This window comes from Pedobacter yonginensis (genome assembly GCF_003173595.1).
Taxonomy (GTDB): domain Bacteria; phylum Bacteroidota; class Bacteroidia; order Sphingobacteriales; family Sphingobacteriaceae; genus Pedobacter; species Pedobacter yonginense.
Genome location: NZ_QGNZ01000002.1, coordinates 498122 through 517433 on the forward strand (window position 1 = coordinate 498122; position 19312 = coordinate 517433).

Here is a 19312-nt window from a genome sequence, read left to right on the forward strand (position 1 = left end):
TGATTTTGGTTAAAATTTAAAGTAATTTTTTGCGTTAAAATACGAAATATCCTGCACAATCTTGCCCACCCACTCTAGGTCGTTTGGCAGTTCTCCGTTCTCAATATCCTCCCCAAATAGGTTGCAAACAATGCGCCTGAAGTATTCGTGTCGAGGAAATGAAAGGAAGCTTCGAGAATCGGTGAGCATTCCAACCATACGGCTTAAAAGCCCCATGTTGGAAAGTGCATTGAGTTGCTTGATCATGCCATCTTTTTGATCCAAAAACCACCATGCCGAACCAAACTGCACTTTACCTGCAATTGAACCATCATTAAAATTTCCAATCATAGTGGCAATGAGTTCATTATCGGCCGGATTTAGGTTATAGATGATGGTTTTAGCTAGCTTATCCTGTGTATCTAAGCGATTTAAAAATTTAGATAACATTCTTGCCTGACTGAAATCACCGATAGAATCCCATCCAGTATCTGGCCCTAACTGGCTTAACATTCGGGTGTTGTTGTTGCGTAAAGCACCCAAATGATATTGTTGAACCCAACCCTTTTCATGATCCCATTCTGCAAAATAAACCAACATGGCCGATTTAAATTGCAGGTTTTCTTGATAACTGATTCCTTGCTGACTACGAATCTTATTGAAGATTGAAGCAATTTCTGCTTCTGTATAATCTTCGGCATAAATTTGCTCTAAACCATGATCGGATACAGAACATCCATTTGCAGCAAAATAATCATGGCGACTTTTTAAAGCCTCTAAATAATCTTGAAAACTATTGATGGTTTTATCGGCCACCGTTTCCAATTTATTAATGTATTCATTTAAGCCTGCTATATCGTCGCTGTTCATCGCTTTATCAGGACGGAAAGCAGGTAACATCTTCAAGTTTGCACCTTCTCTAAGCAGTTGCTGATGGAAGTTTAAACTATCCAAAGGGTCATCAGTTGTACAAACCGCCTCCACATTCATCTTCGCTAATAAACCTCGAACAGAATACTCGGGCGTTTGCAATTTAGCCGAACAATCATCGTAAATGCTTTGGGCTGTTTTACCAGAAAGCAAATCGCTGATGCCAAAATAACGCTGCAATTCTAAATGTGTCCAATGATAGAGCGGGTTGCGCAGCGTGTAGGGAACAGTTTCTGCCCACTTTTCAAATTTCTCATAATCAGAACCCACACCAGTGATGTATTTTTCATTAACCCCATTGGCACGCATGGCTCGCCATTTGTAATGATCGCCGGCTAGCCACACCTGGCTGATATTTGAGAACTGCGTATTGTTTGCAATTTGCTCTGGAATCAGGTGATTATGATAATCGATGATGGGCAATGATTTTGCAAAATTATGGTAAAGCTTTTCGGCTGTTTTATTCTGCAAAAGAAAATTTTCGTCTAAAAAAGATTTCATTTGATTAGATATGGTTACTAGAATTGATGGGTTATCATCAAAATCTATTTATATTTTTTTAAGTATAAGCTTTAGCTATAGGTTTTTCGGCTACAAACTCACGCCTCTTTTCCATGGAATGAAGTCATCTTGATTCAGCAACACCGCTTTTGGAATAACTTCTCCACTAGCCGCTTTGATACAATATTCTAAAATGTCTTTTCCCATTTCTTCAATGGTTTTTTCGCCTTCTATCACTGGTCCACAATTAATGTCGATAATATCGCCCATGCGTTTTGTAAGGGCATTATTTGTAGAAACCTTAATGGTTGGACAAACGGGATTGCCTGTAGGTGTGCCTAAGCCTGTGGTAAATAAAATTAAGGTTGCGCCAGATGCGGCTTTGCCTGTAGTGGCTTCAACATCATTTCCTGGTGTACAAACTAAGTTTAAACCTGGCTTTGTAGCTGGCTCGGTATAATCCAAAACATCTTCTACTGGCGATGTTCCGCCTTTTTTAGCCGCTCCAGTGCTTTTAATTGCATCGGTAATTAACCCATCTTTTATGTTTCCTGGAGATGGGTTCATAAAAAATCCTGATCCCACATTTTCTGCGGATTGATTGTAGGCCGTCATCAACTGAATAAACTTACGGGCGGCTGTTTCATCTTTTGTACGATCTATTAATTGTTGCTCTGCGCCACAAAGCTCCGGAAACTCGGCCAATAAAACCGTTCCGCCTAGCGCCACCAATAAATCTGATGTGTAACCTACCGCTGGGTTGGCACTAATGCCACTAAACCCATCGCTACCACCACATTTTACACCCAAAACCAGTTTGCTGAGTGGTGCGGGTTGACGTTCTATTTTATTTATTTCGGTTAAACCAATAAACGTTTTTCTGATGGCTTCTTTAACCAATTGTTCTTCACTTTGCGATTGCTGTTGTTCAAAAATAAAGAGCGGTTTATCGAAATTCGGACTGCGATGCTTCAAATCGTCCATAAAATCCTGTACCTGCAAATTCTGACAGCCTAAGCTTAAAACGGTAACTCCGGCAACATTGGGATGATCTGCATAAGCCGCCAAGAGCTTGCTTAAAACGGCTGCATCCTGCCTTGTGCCACCACAACCACCTTGATGGTTTAAGAACTTAATTCCATCTACATTTTTGAAAACTCGATTGGCAACAGGATTGGCTAAACCGATAGAGCTCGGATCGGCCTCCTCTAAAATTTCGCCATTTTTATAAGCTTCAACCAAATGATGGGCATAGGATTTGTATTTATCGGTTACAGCATAGCCCAACTCATTGTGCAAGGCTTCGCGGATTACATCTAAATTTCTATTCTCACAGAAAACGGTCGGAATAAACAACCAATAATTGGCAGTACCTACGCGGCCATCGCTGCGTACATAGCCATTAAAGGTTCTCCCCTCAAATTTGGAAACATCAGGGGCATGCCACTCGTAATGATAGGGCCTAAACTCGTATGGATCAGACGCGTGTTTGGTGTTTTCGGTATCCATTAAGCCTCCCTTTGAAATAAAGTGTTGTGCTTTACCCACCAACACACCGTACATCATAATCGGATCGCCCACATTCATATCTTGCATAAAAAATTTATGCTTGGCGTTGATGTCATCCGTTAAAGTATATTCATGTCCATCGTGAATAACCGTTTCTCCCTTTGCCAAATTTTGCAAGGCAACGAGCACATTATCATTAGGATGGATTTTTAAAATTCTAGTAACCATTTTAAATTGTTCTTTCTGAATGCAAGTTACTTAAAGTTTCCTTTGCACCTTTGTTCTGTATTAACTCTACATATGATTTCACTGCCGCAGTAAAACCTGGGTAATTATTCAGATTTTTATCCCATAAACGCCTATCACCTAAAGTATTTTCTACCACAGTTGCTGGATTTTTCCAGTAGTTGAATAAAATTTCGGCAAATTCATCCTGAATTGGGTACGATTTTCCCTGTACGTTGGCCGTGTAGGTTTCCCCATCTTTATTCACATTCATGAAAACGATATAGGCCGCAAAACCAAATGCGGTAAGCTGAGGAACTTCATTATTTAAGGCATAATATCTTCTGATGAGCGGGATATTACGCATTTGCATTTTAGAGGTATAGTTTAAGGTAATTGCTTGCCATTGATGATCCAAAAACGGATTGCTGAAACGATCAATTACACTTTTTGCGAAATTTACAGCTTCATCATAAGTAATATCTGCATTTTCTACAGCTGGTGCAATTTCATCTTTCATCAATTTTAAAACATGATTTGCAAATTCTTCATCGGCCATTGCCTCTTTAACAGTATTAAAACCTGCTAAAATGGCCAAGCCACAACTGATGGTGTGCGTACCGTTTAACAAACGCAATTTTAATTCCTTAAATTTATCGATGGATGGAACGATAAAAATGCCTTTATCTGCCTTTGCAAATGACAAGATTTCTGCAACCCTTTCGTTTGACGATTCTATTGCCCATAGTCTGAAAGGTTCTGCCATGATCATTAAATCATCGCTGTAGCCCAATTCTGTTTCAATTTCCTTTTGTGCTTCTGCTGGTAATTTTCCGGGAACAATTCTATCTACCAAGGTTTTGCAAAATTGATTAGCCGTTTTAAGCCATTGCTGAAAATCCCAACTCAAATTGTTATGAATGGCTAAATCCAGTAAAATTTGTTTAAGCTTATCGGCGTTATCGCTAATCAACTCTGTTGGAACGATGACCATTCCACTTGATGCAGATCCATTAAAGGCGGTGAATCTTTCGTGCAGAAACGCCAATAACTTTCCGGGATAGGACTGCGGTGGCTGATCGGTAATTAAATCTTCACTCTTAACAATTCCGACTTCGGTTGTATTGGAAATTACAATTTGCATTTCAGGTTGGTGTGCAGCCTTTAAAATTTCTGCCCAATCGTTTGAAGCTGCTAAAACACGGCTGATTGATGAGTTGATGATGTTTTCTTCAACATTTACGCCATCCTCTATGCCTTTTACGCAAAGTGTGTAAAGATTATCTTGCTTTGAAAATTCATCGGCCCCACCTTTAGCGGTTGATTTAACGACCAAAATACGACCATTGAATATGCCCTTGCGATTTGCTTTATCAATAAAATAATCTGGCAAACCACGTAATAAAACGCCTGTTCCAAATTGGATTACCTTTTCTGGCCATTCAAGAATTTCCGGGCTTGGTGTTGCAACCTTTTCCCCATCAATGTTTTTTAAATTTTCTTTGCTTAAAATCATTTCCTTACTGTTTTCTGTTATCGCTTGTGCAATTCCAAATGCTACCTTATTTAGTTCCGTTTGCGGTTAACCACTTTGGATATTCCTTTTCAATTAATTTTTGTGCCCAGTTGCCGTACCAAGCGTAACCATTTCTACGTTCTGGGATTAAATCCTCTAATTTTAACTTTATTGTATTGTCTCGGTCTCCAAAAATTGGAATGTTTTTGTCGATGTCGTAAAAGCGTGCCCAAACCATAGCGGTATTATCGGCAACCAGTGCGGCTGTTTTTACCTTCGTTTTGGGATCTGTTTCTCGATCAAAGCGATAGCCTACAATTTTATTGGCATCAAACCATTTTATCGCCGCTGCAATGGCATTTTTAATTTGAAGTGATGGTTGATTGATGCGCATTAAAAACCGAACCACTCCAACTGATTCGCTGGTACTTAATGATGCTGGTTCAAAATTTCTGGCCTTGGCTGGCAACATAGAATCTTTATCATACTGGGCGGCCCAAATGCTTGGGTTTCCACTCTGCTTTACCTGAGTTTTTAAAATGCAATTTATCCCCTTGGCCACGGCCGTTTCTGCCTTTTTAATGTATTCTGGATTTACAAGTTCAAAATCGTTTTTCTGGGTTGCAATGTCTTGTAGAATGTTTAAAACGTTAATCATGGCATCGTCGTTATAGGTAATCTCCGAACGATACAAAGCTTTATCTGGATAATACTGTGGCCAACCTCCATTGGCATACTGGGCCATTAAAATGTAATCGATACCCTTTTCTGCTGCTTTTAGGTATGCTTTATTTTGAGATTTTTTAAACGCCTTAATTAAATAAACCACTTCTCTACTGGTTGCTTTGTTATCGAAAGTGGCGTGTAAATCTTTTGTCGATTTTATTTTCTCTAACAATTCTGGGGTTAAGGGTAAGGCATAATCTACCACACTTTTATCTTCTAGCTGCTTTGGCCAACCCCCATTGCCCAATTGATACACCAACATTTTATCTGCGGTAGAATCGGTTGCCGTTTGGGCATAGCATGAGGTTAGCAAGATGCTGCAAATTAGGGTTAAGATTATTTTGATTTTCATGCCGTTATTGTTTTTTGCCACGAAAACACGCATTAACACGGAACGTTTTTTTGATTCGATGTTTTTTTGTGCAAGTGCTCCACCTAATTACGCAATGTAGAGTGGTGCCCTTCGTGTTCTCTTTTTCCTTTCGTGAAGACACGAACCGAGGCCTGCTTGATAAAATTTGACTGGCCTAAGTTCTTGTTCGCACAAACCATTTAATGTTATTTCCTTGTTGGTACTTGCTTAATTAACCAGTTCACTAAATCATTCGTTGCTTTAAAATTCTCGAATTCGGCAGGTAATTTCCTACCATCGATATATTCGTTATAAAACCATGGATCGCCTACTGCAAATACAGTTCCTTTGCCATACTTTGCGGTGGCTATAATTACATCGCCCTTATCGGTTAAGGCAGCAACTGCGGGTGATTTTGCCACTATCGTGGAAATTTCTTTGATGTAAACTTTTTTTGCAGTTTTGAAAATTGAATTGCCCGAAGGGATTTTGATTGCGCCCTGCTCAAAGTTCGAGCCTTGCACCTTATTGCGACTATCTTCATTAAAATGGATTCCAAACATTTCTGGAAGGATGTTAAATTTGGTGATTTCGCAGTTCCCCACATCATTCAGCAACAGCACCAAAACACCCCCAGCCTTTACCCATTCACTGATTTGTTTGGCGTGTTGAGCATTCATGTAATTTGGGTTTGCGGTTTCCTTTTCCGTATCTGGATCGACAATGATGTAGATGTTACTAGCTTTTAGATTCGCCACAGTTGGAGCCGCTGATAAGGTGGATGTTTTTACACCAGCATCATTAAATATCTTTCCGAACAAAGAAAAGCCGTTGTTATCGTCTTCATCCCACAAGTAATGAAAAGGAATTTTATTGCCAGCAGGACCATCTTTAAATTCGTGGTTAAAAAAGTTGTCAACCGTAACGGAGAGCCCTTTACCTATTTTCGGCAATTCATCAATTTCCATTTCTGCGGCAGCACAAATGAAAGCGCCCACGCCTTTCGGATCGTTCGTAATTACTTTTTCACTGATGTAATATTCAAAACTTCCATCGCGATATTTTGGCTTTCCGCCTAAGCCGGAAACGGAAACTGTTCCATTTAAATTTATACGCTCTGCACCCGCAGTGGTAATAAATTCTTTCTTTAAACCGGCATAACCCTTGTAGGCTGCAGCTCGATAACTTTGAGGCAGATAACCCATTCTAACTCCCTTGGCTAAACCATATACAAACATGCTCGATGCGGATGCCTCAAGATAGTTGCCTTTTCTGGTAGGCAAGTCGACAATGTCAAACCAAACGCCAGATTTAGCATCCTGATATTGTACAGTTGCTTTTGCTGTGCGGTTTAAAATGGCAATTAGTTCCGCTCGCTTCGGGTGGTTTTTCGGAAAATTATCCAATACATCTACCAAAGCCATCATATACCAACCCATTGCCCTAGCCCAAATATTAGGCGATTTACCAGTTGTTTTATTTGCCCATTGTTCAGTTTTACTTTCATCATAACCATGGTAAAGCAAACCCGTTTTTTCATTGCGGGCATATTTTTCCATCAATATAAACTGTTTGGCAACGTCATCAAATGCAGCTTCTTTGTTCATTAATGCTGCATATTCTGCATAAAAAGGCTCGCCCATGTACAAACCATCCAACCACATTTGATTTGGATAAATTTTCTTGTGCCAAAAGCCGCCTTCTTTAGTTCGGGGCTGCTGTTGCAATTGATCGTATAATTTTGTGGCTGCGGTTAAATATTTCTGCTGACCGGTAACTTTGTATAAAAGCAGAAGGGCACGACCATTTTTTACGTTGTCGATATTAAAATCTTCTGCCTTGTAGGTTCTGATGTTTCCATCTTTATCTATGTAAGCATCCATTGAATTTTGGATGTACTTAAAATATTTACCGTTGCCCGTATTGCGCCAAACCGCGGCTGCACCTTCTAAAACGACACCCATATCGTAGCTCCATTTAGGGCCTTTGGCATCTTTCAAAACGGTAGAATCCTGAAATAAGGTTTCCATAGCGGTTAGTGTTAATTGCTCTGAGTGTTTTTTCTGTGCAAAGCCGTATTGCGAAAAAAATGTTAAGCCAACTAAAACAGTTGAAATATATAGGATTGGTTTTCTCATTTTTGTAATTTATTTTGAAATCTCCAGCGCAGATTTAATCACTTCATCGCCAATAATGGATGCTTTTTTAGCTTTAGAAACGTCTGTTCTACTCACTTTTACACCTTTTGTTTTTTCTCCAGTAATGTTAAACAACAACTCGCTCCCGTTTTTATATTGCAAACTATTAATGCTGATGTTACTGCCATTTTGAATGTGCACAATTGGATTGGTATCTTCCGTAATCACGTTTACATTGGTTAAGAAAACACCTGAAGCTTCGATAATTTCGATCCCCTTTTTTGACTGAATGGTTACGTTTTCCAAATGCACGTCTTTAATGTTCATTTCTGGTAAACCTCTGAAGAATATGGCCTTTTCAGCGCCATTAGCCACAATATCTTTGATATAAAAATTTCTAAACTGCGGTGTGGCTTCCGTAACGGGTACAACAACTGTTTTAATGGCTTCGCGTTTTTCGCCCGCTAAAGGAACTGGATCAACCGCCGCATAATACATATCAAATAAGATGGCTTCACCTGGTATATCAATCATATTGATGCGGTTGATGTAAATGTTTTCTACAATTCCGCCTCTTCCACGGGTAGTTTTAAAACGCAAACCAATATCTGTACCGATAAAAGAACAATCGTAAACCCAAATATTTTTAGCACCACCGCTCATTTCACTGCCGATTACAAAACCTCCGTGTGCATGATACACAATGTTATTTCTAATAATCACATTTTCGGTTGGAACACCACGCTTACGCCCGGCTTCATCTCGCCCAGATTTGATGCATATCCCATCATCGCCTACATCAAAAGTGCTACCTTCTATCAATACATTCTTGCACGATTCGATGTCAACCCCATCGCCATTTTGTGCATACCAAGGGTTTTTCACCTGAAGATTTCTGAGTGTTAAATCCTCGCAAAGCAGAGGATGTAAATTCCATGCGGGTGAGTTTTGAAACGTAACGCCTTCTAAAAGAATTTTTTTGCAATTGGTTAAAACGAGCAAATTGGGGCGCAAAAAATCTTTAATATCCTGATAATCTGCCGCAGTTTTACCAGCCTCAATTACGCCTGCATTTTTGATTTTAGAGCCTTTAACCACTTTTTCTGATGGATACCAAGTTTTGCCATCTTCGCTAACAGCACCACCAGAATTGGTCAGCTTTTTCCATTGAGATTCGGTTAACTTATCCTTTTTCACCATTCTCCACGATCCGCCGTTACCATCAATCACTCCTGCCCCCGTTATTGCAATGTTCTCTAAATTTGTTCCAGAAATTGGACTTTGGTTGCGCCAAGCTGGTTGTCCTTCCCAGTTCCCTTCTACTAACTTGTATTGATTGAAATCGTCTGTGAACAATAAAATAGCATCGCGTTTTAAGTGCAGGTTAACATTGCTTTTAAGTTCTAAAGGTCCTGTTAGCCATAATCCCGAAGGAATTAATACCACGCCACCACCTTTTTGGCTAGAGGTGGCTATGGCTTTGTTAATGCTTTGTGTATTGAGTGCGTATCCATCGCCTTTGGCGCCGAAGCTAATGATGTTTAGGGTATCCTTTTTAAATTTAACCTGCTGGATGAATGGTAGCTTTTGGCTTTGCGCCATTACCGAACTTGCCGAAAATAGAATTATGCAAGCTAAAACCGATGGTAAACGGGATAAATGACCTAAAAAGTGTTTCATTAGTGATGCTTTTTTAATTATACTTGGTTATGGTATAACAAGTGTACGTTGTTTGGGGCTAAAAGAGAAGAGAAATCTATGCAAACGTTGCCAAAGAATAGCCTAGAAAACTTGACTCACTTAAGGTTATCACACTGTATAGCAGCGAATTAAAACATATGTTTTGCATTAAAATGCATTTTAGGAAATCGTTTTCCTAAATAGATATCACCTAGGAAAAACTTTGTTCATTAAGCATTATGGAATATAATCACCAGAGTGTTATCAACCAGAACTCATCCACGCTCGTGGAAAACTTCTTATAAGGGTTTGAATAAGAATTAGTAATTTAAGAAATCTAATCCGCTAATAATATGTCAAATGGAGATTGGACAAGAGAGCAAACGATTATTGCTTTTAACGTCTACTGTAAAATACAATTTAAGAAAAGTAGCAAAACAAATCCTACAATAATAAAGTATGCTAACATAATTGGCCGTTCGCCATCTGCCTTAAATATGAAAATAGGTAATTTCGGCAGATTAGATCCAGAACTAAGAAAACAAGGTATAACTGGTCTTAGGCATGGTGCTAAGCTTGAGGAAGATGTTTGGGATGAGTTTAATAATAATTGGGATGCGTTAGTTTATGAAAGTGAACTTTTAATTGCAAAGTTTCAAAATAAAAGAATTGAAGAAATTCTTGACAATAATGATTTTGAATTTCCTATTGGTCGAGAAAAGGAAAGAACAATTAAACAGAGAGTAAATCAAAGTTTTTTTCGATCAACAATTCTCTCAGCCTATAATCTAAAATGCTGTATTACGGGACTATCGATCCCTGATTTATTGGTTTCAAGCCACATCCTGCCTTGGGCTAAGGATGAAAGCAATCGATTAAATCCGCGAAACGGATTATGCTTAAATACACTGCATGACAAAGCTTTTGACAAAGGCTATATCACAATCAGACCTGATTATACGGTGAAAATTTCTAGTTTATGTAAAGAAATTCTAGGTGGGGAAGCGGTAGAAGAACTTTTTACCAAATATGATAATAGATCGATTTCCTTGCCAGATAAGTTTCTTCCCGGTAGAGAATTTTTAGATTACCATTATAGTGAGATTTTTAAAAAATGATGAAAGAGACACAATATTTAATGTTTGATTCAAACGGATTAAAAACAGTAAAAAAATCCCAAATCCCAGAATATTATAATACATTCAATCAAAACAATCTCTTGGACCTGAACTCGATTATCTTCAAATTAGATGAGCAGAGTTTTTTGGAATATAACTTAATTAGTAAAGTTGAAAATGACTTAAATAACACCGCAATTAGCTCGCTAAAAATGTCTTTTATTAAAATAGAATGTCAAGAAACTGAGCTAAAAATGAAATTGATTGAATCTAGAATGCCGGAGCTTATATCACACATTGCTCATTTCGGTTACAGGACAAGTTCAAACTCATTAAAAGAATTGATTGGCTACTTAGAATCTCAAAATCCATTAAAATTTGATCAGTCAAAAGGACACCCTTTTTACGAGCATAACTTGAAAAAATTATTATTTACACTTTGCCTAACTAATTGGCCCAAAGGAACAAATAACTACACCAATGGCCTTTCATTTATTAATGGAGACGGTAAATTAATATACTGCCATGTCAGTGATCAACGAAGTTTTCTAGAGTTTTTAATCGAAAACACTCAAATCACGACTAAATCAGGTATGGAAAGGATTTACGAAGAAAATGGCGAGCTTTTCATTAAGCTCAATCTTCAAATTCGATTTAAATAAACCTATTTCACCTCGGGATTCCATCCACGGAAAACGTTTTCCAAAATGTAGGCTTTGTATTCTTCATCTGTTAATTGGTGCGACCAACCCACCCTTTTATCGGGCAAGGCACCTTTTCCCTTACTGTTGTACTCTGCATAATAAGCGGTTTTCTCATTGCTTTCCTTGCCCCAATTGTTCCACCCTTCTGGTCGGATAAATTCTGGTAGTTCGCAGTTTAGATAAGCAACCTTAGCATAAGGCCGCCATGGGCGACCCAAATAAAAACTATTGAGGGGTGCATCACCTATGATTTTGCATTTGTTAAACACATACCCAAATTTTGTGGTATCGGCAGTTGATGCAGCAGTGATGTAACCTGCCTTTTTACAAAAAATGGTACAGGCTTCGAACCAGGCGGTAGATGCGCCAAAAATAAAATCAACAGTTCCTTCTATGTAGCAGTCTTTATAATATTGGCGATTGTTCCCGCCATAGGTATAAAGGGTATCCTGAAAGCCTAGAAATCTACAGTTATTGAAAACCAATTTATCGCCACCAGCCCAAACGGCTACGGCTTGCCCAACAGGGCCAGATGAATTCTCAAACGTGATGTTTTCTGCGGAGAAGCCTTCACCATAAATGTAAAAGCTTGAGGAGCCTGATGTTCCCTTTTCTTCGCCAAAAATGTTTTTCTTTTGTGCAAAATCATCATAAGTTAAAATGGTTTTGTCTCTATCCGCTCCAATAAGTTTCACATTTTTTTTTGAAGCAGCCAAAATCAGCTTTTCCTTATAAACTCCTACTTTGATAAAAATAATGGTGGTTTTATTTCTAAAATCTGGTACAGCATGAATGGCTTCTTGAACGGTTTTAAAATTTCCGCTCCCATCAGCAGCAACCACAAAATCTGGCTTAACATCCATGGCATTTGCAGATAGGCAAATAACAAGCAACAACAATAGGAGTGATGATTTCATAAAGAATTTGGTTAGCTATCAATAAAATAGGCTACGTAAAGCCAAAAAACTAAAACGTAGCCTTATTTTAATAAATATATGATGAACAATTTTAAATAATAATCTTCAGGAGAAAGAATTTTTATCTTGATTAAACGTTGCAAACGATAACGGCAACGATTGCATAAATAGGTTTAATCGCTACAGCTCATTGTAACATCAACTGAAAGATATTTTCAATGCACGCAGACATGAAACCAAATCAATAATTGATGGTTCGAAGTAAATGCCGTTGGATAAACATGATTTCGGCCAATATTAGAACCTCATTTACCATTGACCTAGATATAAACTGATGTTTGTGACTACAGTGAAAAAGCTTTAAGCTGCGGTTTGGCATATTCCCCCCAATCGCCCATAGCGCCAAGTAAAATTGCATTTAACGATTTATTGTCAACAGGCTTACCCTTGGTTGGCGGCAATAAATCCTTTTCTGGAACAACTACCTCCGTTACTTTGGTTGCAAACCACGTAATGTTTTCATGCGGCATAGCTAAGCCTAAAATCATACCCGGTAAGCCTGTAAACGATTCTGGTCCGCCAGAAACGGCTATTTGATTTGAGTAGTAAGCCACAATATAAATCGAATCCATGATGAGTGCATTTGCCCTCCTACACTCGTAACCTGCAATTTCTCTCGTTTCATCGGTAATTTTCCAGTTAATTTTACGTACACTATCCTTAACTAAATAGGTAGCTTCGTAAACGCTTTTCTGCGTGGTGCTGCTTTGTGTATCAAAGTTGGTTGCAATGGTATTTTTTAAATCAGCCAATGGATCTCTACTGATCCAATTATTGTTAGCCACTTCTGAAGTTTCATTCCATTTATACAAACTACGATTCTTATTGAAGTTTAGCGTGCTTTTCTCAGCTTTAAACTGTGGGTTGTTCTTTTTATACTGATCAAATGCCTCATTATACCAGTTTTCGTTCTCCTTATTGATTTTCTTTTTAATAATGGCATACATGTTCGATCGTTTCTCAAATTCGATTACACCATTCTGTACAAAATGAACATTTTGTGCATAAATATTAGTGCTGATGAAAGTAACAGCAAATAGGATGAAATATTTTAAAGTCGTTTTCATAATTCTAATTTTGTTTTTTTACCCCACCGCCCATTTTGCTGAAATCCCATGATACGTTGAACATAAAATATCGTTGAATGGTGGTATAACTGCTTTGTGTAATGTTACCGCTGCTTGCCGAGCGACTAAAGCCTACGTTTTGGTTTAATAAATCGTTTCCAGAAATAGAAAGCCTTAAATTATCTTTAAATAGTTTTTTGGCTACTGATGCATTCCAGATAAAACGCTCAAAGGTTTCGTTAAAGGTTTGTGTTTTGCCGTTGTAGGTGTAATCGCCATCGCTGTTGATTTCGATTTTACCAGGCAGTTGAATATTGAAGCCAACATAACCTCTCCATCCCCAACCGTCGCTATTGCCTGATTCTCTGATTGTTGTTCGGGCAATATTATAAGTTGGACCAAAATTCCCATAGAAACTATATTTTTTCTCTTTATATTTCTGAATATTTATTCCGCCACCGTAAGTATAATTTTTGGTTTTATTTAATACATCATTTATAAAATTATACGAGGTATTGCCATTGGAGTTAAAATTTAAGCCTGTACTTATGCCTAAAATTTTTCTGCTTATGCTTCCGTAAATAAAGAAGTTGTCGGGCATTTTATCAGATAAGTTTACCGATCTATAAATACTTTGTCCGCCCGCACTTGTGGTTACATCACTTATAATTGGATTTGCAGTAAAATTATAAGATCCGCTGATCCAAACGGATTGATCCGTTAAAACCTTGTACGAACTGTAACTTCCGCTGATGCTACTTCTAAAAGATGGCTTCAAATCAGGATTCCCCACCGTTAAATTCAGCTGATCTAAATTGCTTCTGATGGGCTGAATTTGATCTAATGAGGGTTGGTTGGTATTTCCGTTATAGCCAATTCTTAACGATTTTTGTTGAGAAAAGCGATATTGGTAAGAAGCCTGTGGCATGTAGTTTACAAAATTTCTGGTATAAGCTTTATTGTTGTACACATCATATTGCTTAAAATTCACTCCACTAAACTTCGATCCAAAGTTGATGATGGTTTTTCCATTTTTATAATTAAAGATAGCACCTCCCTGATTAATTACCTGATCGAGTTCGTAATCATTACTAAACACAGGGTCGAACACATCGTAATTACCACTTCCAGATTGATTGAATGATCTGCGATCAGACTCCCCACTCATCAAGCTCAAACCATAATTCACAATTACCGTAAGCGTTTTTGTTATTGGCTCGGTATAAGCCAAATTTGATTTAAACGATGTGTTGTTGATGTTATTGGTTTTGTATTGGTTTACCGTTTGCGTACTATCTAAAACGCCTTGTAAGTTGTAAAATCCATTAGTCGAATTTAAGTAACCATCACTTTTACTGTCGTTTATTGATTGATTTAAGTTTAAAGAAAGCGTTCTGCCTTTTTTCTTCAGTTGCTTAGTAACTAATGCATTTATATTAAAGATCTGATCATCAACCTTATTGTTTAACGTGCGGTTTGAAATATTTTGCAAGCTGTTATCGCCACGGGTTGCTATGGTACCGTAATCATTAAAAGTATTGCTGTTTTTTACCGATCCATCCACACTAACTTTTAAGGTTAGGGTTGTATCGAGTTTAATTTCATAGGTAGCATCCAGCTTTTGCCTAAACATATCGTTATCATAAAACTGATTTGAATTGGTGTTGATTACCCGATCGGCTAAACTGTTTTGGTTTAACGTATTGCGATCTCCAGAAACCCTTATGGAGCCAATTTTATAATTTGTATTTAACGATTCCTTATCGCTGTTCCATTTATTGTCGAAGTGCAACCCTCCTGTTCTGGCTACCGGAATGCCTTGGCCATTGTATTGTCCATCGTAAGATTCGAAATCATCATTTCCATTATTAAAAAAGTAAATACTTCCATCGTCGCCGACTTCTGGGCCACCTCCTGCGCTATACTTATCCCGATCTCCCCAACCTAATCCAACCGTACCGTTATTCCCTAAAATACCATAGGCTGAGAATTTCTTTTTGCCCCAAAACTTGTTGAACATGGCCTGACCAACGTAGTATTTATCGGTACCTACGCTACCTTGCAATTTGCCAAAGTAACCGTTCTTCTTATCTTCTTTAAGCTTGATGTTCAAGGTCTTGCTTTTTTCGCCATCATCTATCCCCGTAAAGGTAGCTTGATCGCTCTTTTTATCAAACAGCTGCACTTTATCCACCATATCTGCACGAAGGTTCTTGGTTACCAGCGTGGGGTCATCACCAAAAAATTCTTCGCCATCTACCAAAACCTTGGTTACGGTTTGGCCTTGGGCAGTAATTTTACCGTCTTTATCAATCTGGATTCCTGGAAATTGCTTTATCAAATCTTCAACTTTCGAATTTGGTTCGATGTTGTAGGCTAGGGGATCAAATTCCGTTGTATCGCCTTTGATTTTGATTGCAGCCCGATTTCCTTTGATAATTACATCGGCCAGCAACTTAGCCTTTCCAGTTAAGTTTATTTTTCCATAATCAATGATGAGTTTTGTAGAATCCAACGTGAAGTGATCTACGAAATCGGCATATTTTGGGTAGGAAACCAAAAGAATAAACTTACCATTTCTGATGTTGGTGAGTTCAAATGTTCCATTTTCTGCAGCCCTTGTAAATTTAACTAATGTAGAATCTTTAGCGTTTAAAACCGAGATTGATGTGCCCGACAAAATAGATGTCGAGGCCGTATCAATCACTCGGCCTTTAATGGTATGCTGGGATTGCGCTTTAACGAAAGTAGAAATCAGGAGTAGAAAGCACACCGAGAGTAAGAGTCGTTTCATAGGATGATTAAAGTTTGTGACACGAATATAAAACTAATATTTTAGTTTAATCAAGCGCTTTAACCTTTTTTAACAAAAAAACGGATTTCCCTCAAAATCCCCTGTTGAAATTCATCTTTTAGCTTCATAGCCGTAACTGTTTTTGTATAGATAATACAGGCGTTCGTCTATAATTAAAAGCTTGTGGTATAATAGGCACAAACCGGCTGAAACGTTTTTGATGTGATGAAGTCTTATTTACAAAACCCCTTAATTATTAAGGATTTAAAAAAGATTTATACACATAAAATATTCAGATCATGAAAAATTCTATTCAACATTTATGCGCAGTTGCCTTAACAATAGTTGCTTTGAGCACTGCCAACCTTGTAGCAAAAGCTAAAGAGATTAATGCAAACTACACTGCTTTAACCAAAGTGAAAAACATCAATAAAATTACAATTAGCGGGAACGTAAAAGTAATCTTAGTACAGGATGGGAAAGAAAGTGTTGAGGTGTATAACCAATACTTTGCCAAGAATGCCCTTGTACAACAACAAGGAACTGAGCTTCGTATTAGTTCTTTTGAAAAAGAAACTTTAACCGTTATTGCTCATGTAAACAATCTCTCGTCTATCGAGGCTTCTAACAATTCTACCATTACCACTGCTGGAAAATTTAACTTACTTAGCTTAAATATTGTATTAAAAGATCAGGCATCAGCAACAATTAATGCAAATACAGTAAGCCTATACTCAAAAGTAGGTGATGATGCTCGCTTAAAATTAGAAGGAACTACCGAAAATCACCTCGCGGTACTGGGTACTTTGGCAAATTTAAAAATGGATGATTTTATGGCTCAAAACACAAACATTAGCGCTTTGCCCAAACAGGATTTAACCAGTAAATCTGCTACCCGATACGATGATTTAAAAACAGACTTATTGGTGCAACTATTCTAGTCAACCATCATATCGTCATGCGTTACCTTATCCAAATAGGGTAACGCTTTTTTTTATCAAAACTTGAGGAATTTTATACAGTTATTCGGTCAGCCATCTACTCAGCGCAAGCCTTAGGAACTAGATGGTTTTTACCAGTACGGCACATCAGATTTTAGAATGGCAATTATTTTAGCAAATCCAAAATTGCCAAGGCACTCAACTTCTTCTGTTCGCCGCTTTGCATATCCTTTAAAGTAAGCGCACCACTGTCCATCTCATCGCCACCAATTAAAACCACATAAGGAATTTTTTTAGCATCGGCATAAGCCATTTGCTTTTTCAATTTTGCTGATGATGGGTACAATTCTGCCGAAATACCAGCTGTTCTAAACTGTTGTAAAATTGGAAGCGCATATTTCTCGGCGGTAGAGTCAAAATTGCTGATGAGCACTTTCGTTCCCACTTCAGCTGATGTTGGAAAAAGGTTTAATTCTTCCAATACATCGTAAATGCGGTCTGCACCAAAAGAAACGCCTACTCCAGTTAAATCTTTCAAGCCAAACATTCCGGTTAAATCGTCATATCGGCCTCCACCACCAATACTGCCCATGGCAACCTCGTTGGTTTTAACTTCGAAAATACAACCGGTATAGTAATTTAAGCCTCTGGCTAAGGTGATATCAAGCTCCAATTTGGCCGTAAGCGGCAAACTGTAAGCCAATAAACAATCTACGTATTCAAAAACTTGTTCTATTTCGGCAACACCTTTCAATCCCGTTTCTGACGAAGCTAAAACCGATTTCAAGCTGGCCAACTTTTCTTCATTGCGGCCTTCTAAAAGTATAACCGGTCGCAGTTTTTCTAAATCAGCTTCGGTAAATCCGCGCTCTAACAACTCTTTACTCACACCATCCAATCCGATTTTATCCAGTTTATCGATGGCAACCGTCATATCAATAATTAGGTCGGGTTTGCCAATAATTTCGGCAATGCCAGAAAGGATTTTTCTATTGTTGATTTTTATACTAAAATCTTTTAAGCCCAGTTTGCTCAACGCTTCGTTGTAAATTAGGATAAATTCTGCTTCGTTTAATAAACTTTCAGAACCCACCACATCTACATCGCATTGGTAAAACTCCCTGTATCTGCCTTTCTGTGGGCGATCTGCACGCCAAACGGGCTGTACTTGAAAGCGCTTAAAAGGCAAAGCAATTTCGTGTTGGTGCATCACCACGTAACGGGCAAATGGAACTGTTAAATCATAACGAAGTGCTTTTTCAGAGACGAATGGAATCAGTTTGTTGCTATTGTCATCCTCAGCAAAATCGAACGATTTTTTCTTTGCATCTTTTAAAAACTCTCCACTATTCAGAATCTTAAAAATAAGCTTATCCCCTTCATCTCCATATTTACCTGTTAAAGTAGATAGGTTTTCAAAGCTTGGCGTCTGAATTTCTGCATAACCATATTTTTTGAAAACCGTTTTAATGGTATCATAAATAAAGTTACGTTTAACCATTTCCACAGGCGAAAAATCGCGGGTACCTTTTGCTAACGAGGGTTTAATAACTGACATAGGCGCAAAAGTACAAAAATTGCAGAAAGCTATCCATCACATGAACCATAAACTTCAACTATGGCATTTACGGCTTTATAAACATTGGCCACTGCTGATGCGGGATGCAAGGCTTTTGTTTTTAAACTCTATAAAAGCAATGTTACCTTTCAAATTCTATACAATCGATTTCTATTTACTATTTTTGCAACGTTGAAAAAGCATAAGCAACATATAAACCGTTTATTATCTGCAATCATGCTGATGGTTTTTGCCATTGCCTTAACGCCCTGGAATTTACTTCATCATCACCAAACCATTCCTTCTGTACCTAAAGAAGTTAACTGTAAACACGTTAGCCATGTTCAGGCACATGCCGATAATTGCTTAATTTGTAATGCAGGTTTTGAAAAAAATTACGTTCAAATACACAACATTTATAAAATATTTCTTTCTGTAAAAATATTTGGCCAAACCGAACCCGTGTTAAAAAGCGCCTATACAGAAATTAAGCGTAGTTGCTTACGTGGCCCGCCCTTGGCTTAAATTCTTAAGTTTAACAAACTCCTTTCAGGGCGTTTGTAATTAACCAATTTATTTTATTTATGAGATTCTAAA

The 19312-nt window shown here is 38.0% G+C and carries 14 protein-coding genes; 4 read left to right on the forward strand and 10 right to left on the reverse strand.

Translation table 11 applies throughout. The features are described from left to right. Nucleotides 1-9: 9 nt before the first annotated feature. The 6 genes from uxaC to DHW03_RS08980 form a co-directional block, all read right to left on the reverse strand. Entirely contained in the window at nucleotides 10-1410 is a 1401-nt protein-coding gene (gene uxaC / locus DHW03_RS08955; RefSeq protein ID WP_109925403.1) for a glucuronate isomerase, read from the reverse strand. Between the two features lie 90 nt (nucleotides 1411-1500). After that, the gene (locus tag DHW03_RS08960) at nucleotides 1501-3147 is read right to left on the reverse strand and encodes a UxaA family hydrolase (protein ID WP_109925404.1); all 1647 of its coding nucleotides are present in this window, start codon (nucleotides 3145-3147) and stop codon (nucleotides 1501-1503) included. Nucleotide 3148: 1 nt separating this feature from the next. Further along, nucleotides 3149-4660, reverse strand: coding sequence for a tagaturonate reductase (locus DHW03_RS08965; RefSeq protein WP_109925405.1), 1512 nt, complete (start codon nucleotides 4658-4660; stop codon nucleotides 3149-3151). A 46-nt stretch (nucleotides 4661-4706) separates the two neighbouring features. After that, the gene (pelA, locus tag DHW03_RS08970) at nucleotides 4707-5738 is read right to left on the reverse strand and encodes a pectate lyase (RefSeq protein WP_109926002.1); all 1032 of its coding nucleotides are present in this window, start codon (nucleotides 5736-5738) and stop codon (nucleotides 4707-4709) included. A 206-nt stretch (nucleotides 5739-5944) separates the two neighbouring features. Beyond that, on the reverse strand, nucleotides 5945-7876 hold the full coding sequence (locus DHW03_RS08975) for a glycoside hydrolase family 88 protein (protein ID WP_109925406.1): 1932 nt from the start codon (nucleotides 7874-7876) through the stop codon (nucleotides 5945-5947). 9 nt (nucleotides 7877-7885) lie between these two features. Beyond that, on the reverse strand, nucleotides 7886-9556 hold the full coding sequence (locus DHW03_RS08980) for a glycoside hydrolase family 28 protein (RefSeq protein ID WP_109925407.1): 1671 nt from the start codon (nucleotides 9554-9556) through the stop codon (nucleotides 7886-7888). A gap of 353 nt (nucleotides 9557-9909) precedes the next feature. On the opposite strand from DHW03_RS08980, the gene DHW03_RS08985 reads away from it, so the two are divergent. Continuing rightward, nucleotides 9910-10674 carry an HNH endonuclease gene (locus DHW03_RS08985; protein ID WP_109925408.1) on the forward strand — a complete coding sequence of 255 codons (765 nt, stop codon included), beginning with the start codon at nucleotides 9910-9912 and terminating at the stop codon, nucleotides 10672-10674. Further along, nucleotides 10671-11336 (forward strand): HpaII family restriction endonuclease, encoded by a 666-nt coding sequence (locus tag DHW03_RS08990; RefSeq protein WP_109925409.1) that lies wholly within the window; start codon nucleotides 10671-10673, stop codon nucleotides 11334-11336. Before DHW03_RS08985 ends, DHW03_RS08990 begins: the two co-directional genes overlap by 4 nt. 2 nt (nucleotides 11337-11338) lie before the next feature. Here DHW03_RS08990 and DHW03_RS08995 read toward each other — a convergent pair whose 3' ends face one another. From DHW03_RS08995 to DHW03_RS09005, 3 genes are all read right to left on the reverse strand, one after another. Then, a complete protein-coding gene (locus tag DHW03_RS08995) occupies nucleotides 11339-12295 on the reverse strand; it encodes a pectinesterase family protein (protein ID WP_109925410.1) in 957 nt (318 codons plus the stop codon). A gap of 344 nt (nucleotides 12296-12639) precedes the next feature. Then, entirely contained in the window at nucleotides 12640-13422 is a 783-nt protein-coding gene (locus DHW03_RS09000) for a GLPGLI family protein (protein WP_109925411.1), read from the reverse strand. Between the two features lie 4 nt (nucleotides 13423-13426). Beyond that, nucleotides 13427-16216, reverse strand: coding sequence for an outer membrane beta-barrel family protein (locus DHW03_RS09005; protein WP_109925412.1), 2790 nt, complete (start codon nucleotides 16214-16216; stop codon nucleotides 13427-13429). A 299-nt stretch (nucleotides 16217-16515) separates the two neighbouring features. Here DHW03_RS09005 and DHW03_RS09010 point away from each other — a divergent pair, with 299 nt between their 5' ends. Then, on the forward strand, nucleotides 16516-17157 hold the full coding sequence (locus tag DHW03_RS09010) for a GIN domain-containing protein (protein WP_109925413.1): 642 nt from the start codon (nucleotides 16516-16518) through the stop codon (nucleotides 17155-17157). A 166-nt stretch (nucleotides 17158-17323) separates the two neighbouring features. Here the strand turns inward: DHW03_RS09010 and hisS are convergent, their stop codons facing one another. Continuing rightward, nucleotides 17324-18715, reverse strand: a complete 1392-nt coding sequence (hisS, locus tag DHW03_RS09015; RefSeq protein ID WP_109925414.1) for a histidine--tRNA ligase — start codon at nucleotides 18713-18715, stop codon at nucleotides 17324-17326. 192 nt (nucleotides 18716-18907) lie between these two features. Between hisS and DHW03_RS09020 the strand changes: the two genes are divergently transcribed. Next, nucleotides 18908-19240 carry a hypothetical protein gene (locus DHW03_RS09020; RefSeq protein ID WP_133248515.1) on the forward strand — a complete coding sequence of 111 codons (333 nt, stop codon included), beginning with the start codon at nucleotides 18908-18910 and terminating at the stop codon, nucleotides 19238-19240. The last annotated feature ends 72 nt before the right edge of the window (nucleotides 19241-19312 follow it).

What these genes read in the sequence shown, in the direction of transcription:
- uxaC (WP_109925403.1), bottom strand. Translation starts at nt 1,410, where the DNA reads ATGAAATCTTTTTTAGACGAAAATTTTCTTTTGCAGAATAAAACAGCC.
- DHW03_RS08960 (WP_109925404.1), bottom strand. Translation starts at nt 3,147, where the DNA reads ATGGTTACTAGAATTTTAAAAATCCATCCTAATGATAATGTGCTCGTT.
- DHW03_RS08965 (WP_109925405.1), bottom strand. Translation starts at nt 4,660, where the DNA reads ATGATTTTAAGCAAAGAAAATTTAAAAAACATTGATGGGGAAAAGGTT.
- pelA (WP_109926002.1), bottom strand. Translation starts at nt 5,738, where the DNA reads ATGAAAATCAAAATAATCTTAACCCTAATTTGCAGCATCTTGCTAACC.
- DHW03_RS08975 (WP_109925406.1), bottom strand. Translation starts at nt 7,876, where the DNA reads ATGAGAAAACCAATCCTATATATTTCAACTGTTTTAGTTGGCTTAACA.
- DHW03_RS08980 (WP_109925407.1), bottom strand. Translation starts at nt 9,556, where the DNA reads ATGAAACACTTTTTAGGTCATTTATCCCGTTTACCATCGGTTTTAGCT.
- DHW03_RS08985 (WP_109925408.1), top strand. Translation starts at nt 9,910, where the DNA reads ATGTCAAATGGAGATTGGACAAGAGAGCAAACGATTATTGCTTTTAAC.
- DHW03_RS08990 (WP_109925409.1), top strand. Translation starts at nt 10,671, where the DNA reads ATGATGAAAGAGACACAATATTTAATGTTTGATTCAAACGGATTAAAA.
- DHW03_RS08995 (WP_109925410.1), bottom strand. Translation starts at nt 12,295, where the DNA reads ATGAAATCATCACTCCTATTGTTGTTGCTTGTTATTTGCCTATCTGCA.
- DHW03_RS09000 (WP_109925411.1), bottom strand. Translation starts at nt 13,422, where the DNA reads ATGAAAACGACTTTAAAATATTTCATCCTATTTGCTGTTACTTTCATC.
- DHW03_RS09005 (WP_109925412.1), bottom strand. Translation starts at nt 16,216, where the DNA reads ATGAAACGACTCTTACTCTCGGTGTGCTTTCTACTCCTGATTTCTACT.
- DHW03_RS09010 (WP_109925413.1), top strand. Translation starts at nt 16,516, where the DNA reads ATGAAAAATTCTATTCAACATTTATGCGCAGTTGCCTTAACAATAGTT.
- hisS (WP_109925414.1), bottom strand. Translation starts at nt 18,715, where the DNA reads ATGTCAGTTATTAAACCCTCGTTAGCAAAAGGTACCCGCGATTTTTCG.